The following is a 2964-nucleotide window of genomic DNA, read 5'->3' as shown; positions in this document are numbered from 1 at the left end:
CCCGCCACGAGCCGGACGGCCGCGACTTCGGCCGCGCGTTCGAAGGTCGCGGCCGTCATGCCGTGGCCCTCACGGAAGACGTGGACATTGCCGGGCTTCAGCGCGTGGAGCTCGGCGCGGCAGGCCTCGCGGAAGGCGCGCGCCACGCCCGCCATCTCCCACGACGCCGCCACGGGACTCAGGCCGCGTCGGCGCGGGAGAGGCGGCCCGCCAGGTCGCGGGCGAGCGCCGCCGCGACGTCGACGCCTGTGGCCTGACAAAGGCCCTTCCACGCAGGCATGGAATTGACCTCGAGGATGAGAAACCGCCCGTCCTCGTCCTCGATCAGGTCGACGCCGGCGTAGTCAGCGCCGACCGCGGCGGCCGCGCGGACGGCGAGCGCGCCGATTTCGCCGGAAGCGTCGGCAGCTTCGCCTTCCGCGCCCTGGAAGATGTTGGTGATCCACCCTGGGGAGCGCCGGATCATCGCGGCGAGCGGCCTTCCGTCGAGCACGAAGACCCGCCAGTCATGCGCGCCGCCGGCGAGGCGCGACCCGCGGCTCGCCACGAACTCCTGCAGATAGTAGACGCCGCCCACCTCCTCGGGCGCTGGCAAAGCGTCGCCCGGTTTCAGGCGGATCAGGCCCTTGCCCTGCGCGCCGAACAGCGGCTTCAGCACCGCGTCGCCACGCATCGCCTCGAAGGCGGCCTGGGCGGCGTCGCGGCCCTCGAGCGCGACGGTGCGCGGCGTCGGCAGACCGGCCGCCGCCAGCCGGAAGGTCGTGGTCGACTTGTCGACGCAGGCTTCGATGGCGCGGGCGTCGTTCACCACCTGCACGCCGAGGTCGCGCGCGGCGTGCAGCAGCCCGAGCCGCACCGTGATCTGCTCCGTCGAGCCCGCCGGGATCAGCCGCACGAAGGCCGCGCCCGGAAGCCGACCGTCGAGCCCCGGGAGGACGAGGCCGGGACGACCGCTCGCGAGGTCGAAGCCGCAATCGGCGGTCGACAGGATGAGCGGCCGCAGCCCCTCGCGCGCGCAGGCGTCTCGGAGGCCGTGGCTGTGCCAGTCGGCCTTCTCGGTGAAGATGACGACGCTCTCCTGGAGGATCATCGGCAGAAGCTCATGTCCTGAAACTCGCGTCGTCCCGGCCGGAGCGAAGCGGAGAGCCGGGATCGTCTTCAGGAAGAGGCACTCGGCGCAGCCCTTTCCGGAGAACGATCCCGGATCGGCCTCCGACCGTCCGGGATGACGCCGCTGTCTCTCACGCCCCGCGGAACGACTTCTCCACGAGCTCCGGCTCGAACGCGCCGGCGCTGAAGCTCTTGCCGGTCGAGAGCGCCGTCACGGTCACCACCGCGGGCGAGAACAGGCCGGCGTCGCAGGCGTAGAAGTCGTAATTGTAGCCCGCGAAGATCTCGCCGAAGGGCCGGCCGTGGTCGCGCGAGGTGGAGGAGGGCAGGCCGTTGGCGAGCTGCTCGGCCTCGTCCTCCGGTCCCTCGACATAGAGCGCGATCTCGCCGCCATAGAGCACCGCGTCATTGGTGCGGCCCATGCCGCCAAGGAAGTCGGCGGCCGGCGGCGGAACCGGGGCGAGGCCTGTCCCGTCGACGATGCGCTCCAGCGGGAAGTGGAGGGCGTGCGCCTTGTGGAGCGCGACCTCGAGCACGCGGCCGACGACCTGCACCGAGCCCGCGAGGCTGGTGGTGGGCGTCAGGATCAGCGTGAGCTTGTCCTCCGCGACGCCGCACTCCTTGGCGATGTATGAGACGAGCGAGTCCGGCGGCCGCTTGTCGGTCTCGAGCACGAGGGCGGCGGCCTGGGCCTCGTCCTTGTAGCCGAGCTCGCCGAACAGCTCCTCCTTTGCCCAGAGCGCGCGCGCCGGGCCGGAGCCGAGCGCGAAGAACTCGCCCTCCGACAGGCTCCAGCCGGCGTATTGGCTGCCGAGACAGGCGATGACCGGATCGGCGGTGGTGATCTGCAGGGCGGTGCGCCAGCGCCCGAAGCCGTTGTCGGCGACGAAGTTCGCGTGGCCGAGGCCGCCGAGGCAGATCTCGATGATCCGTCGACCGGCCTCGAGGCCGCCGCGGACATTTATGCCGCCGTCGACGATGGTCGCGCCCGTCGCGGTCGTCTCGACGCCAAGCCGCAGGGTGGCGGCGTCGCGGATCAGGGCCTCGACGAGCGGCGCGGAAAGCGCCCCTACGCTGGGATATGCGGTCATGCTGGCGCCTTGTGGTTCGTAGGCGCCGGCGCGGCGGCGCGGAGGAGGGAGAGCAGTGCGGACCGGCGCTCGGCGAGAAGCGCGCGAACGCCGGCAGGAGAGGCGCCGGAGGCGACGACCGTGCAGGTCGGCGCTCCGGCGGGGACGCTGTCGTCGCATGAAGGCCAATCCGCCGTCCAGACCGGACGCGCGATCGCGGCCGGCCGAACGGTCGTGGTCGCGTGGACGACCGCTGCGCCATGGATCGTCGAGGTCGGGCGCAGGGCGGCCGGAAGGCGGCCCTCGCAGGCGTCGAGATGGAGGCCGAGGAGCGACGGCCACGGCGCGCGGTCGAACAGGTCGAGGGTCGCGCCCGGCCGCGGGTTGATCTCGAGCAGGACGAAGCCCCGGCCGTCCTGGGGCAGGATCATGTCGGCGCTGGCGAGCCCCCTGAGGCCGGTCTCCGCGACGATGCGGGTGAGGGCGTCGGAGACGGAGAGGCTGAGTTCGGGGACGACCGGAACCGGGCCGACCGCGCCGCCATACCGAAAGGGCGCGCCCGGCGCCGCATCGGCCCACTGCTCCGAGAAGCCGATCACGGCGGCCGAGCGGCCGTTCGCGAGAAACAGCGCCGAGACGGACCGTCCGTCGACGCGGCGTTGGAGGTAACGGCGTCGACCGATCCGGCCGCGCGCCTCCCGGATATGCGCTCCGCCCGAAGCGCCGGCTCGCTTCGAGAGCCACGCGCTTTCCAGAGATCGAGCGTCGAGCGCCGCCGCCCGCT

The 2964-nt window shown here is 72.5% G+C and carries 4 protein-coding genes; all 4 read right to left on the bottom strand.

Annotated features, from left to right (window positions below):
• A partial coding sequence (locus tag EK403_RS22925; RefSeq protein ID WP_245479521.1) for a triphosphoribosyl-dephospho-CoA synthase occupies window positions 1-155 on the bottom strand: 155 nt, incomplete at its 3' end.
• A 23-nt stretch (window positions 156-178) separates the two neighbouring features.
• Window positions 179-1090: an ATP-grasp domain-containing protein gene (locus EK403_RS04300; RefSeq protein ID WP_128776274.1), complete on the bottom strand. Its 912-nt coding sequence runs from the start codon at window positions 1088-1090 to the stop codon at window positions 179-181.
• A 151-nt stretch (window positions 1091-1241) separates the two neighbouring features.
• Complete coding sequence (gene mch, locus EK403_RS04295) at window positions 1242-2201, bottom strand: methenyltetrahydromethanopterin cyclohydrolase (RefSeq protein ID WP_128776273.1); 960 nt, start codon at window positions 2199-2201, stop codon at window positions 1242-1244.
• A partial coding sequence (locus EK403_RS04290; RefSeq protein WP_128776272.1) for an ATP-grasp domain-containing protein occupies window positions 2198-2964 on the bottom strand: 767 nt, incomplete at its 5' end. The genes mch and EK403_RS04290, both read right to left, overlap by 4 nt.

Source organism: Hansschlegelia zhihuaiae, assembly GCF_004103825.1.
Taxonomy (GTDB): Bacteria; Pseudomonadota; Alphaproteobacteria; order Rhizobiales; family Methylopilaceae; genus Methylopila; species Methylopila zhihuaiae.
This window is presented reverse-complemented; position numbering and strand designations above follow the sequence as displayed.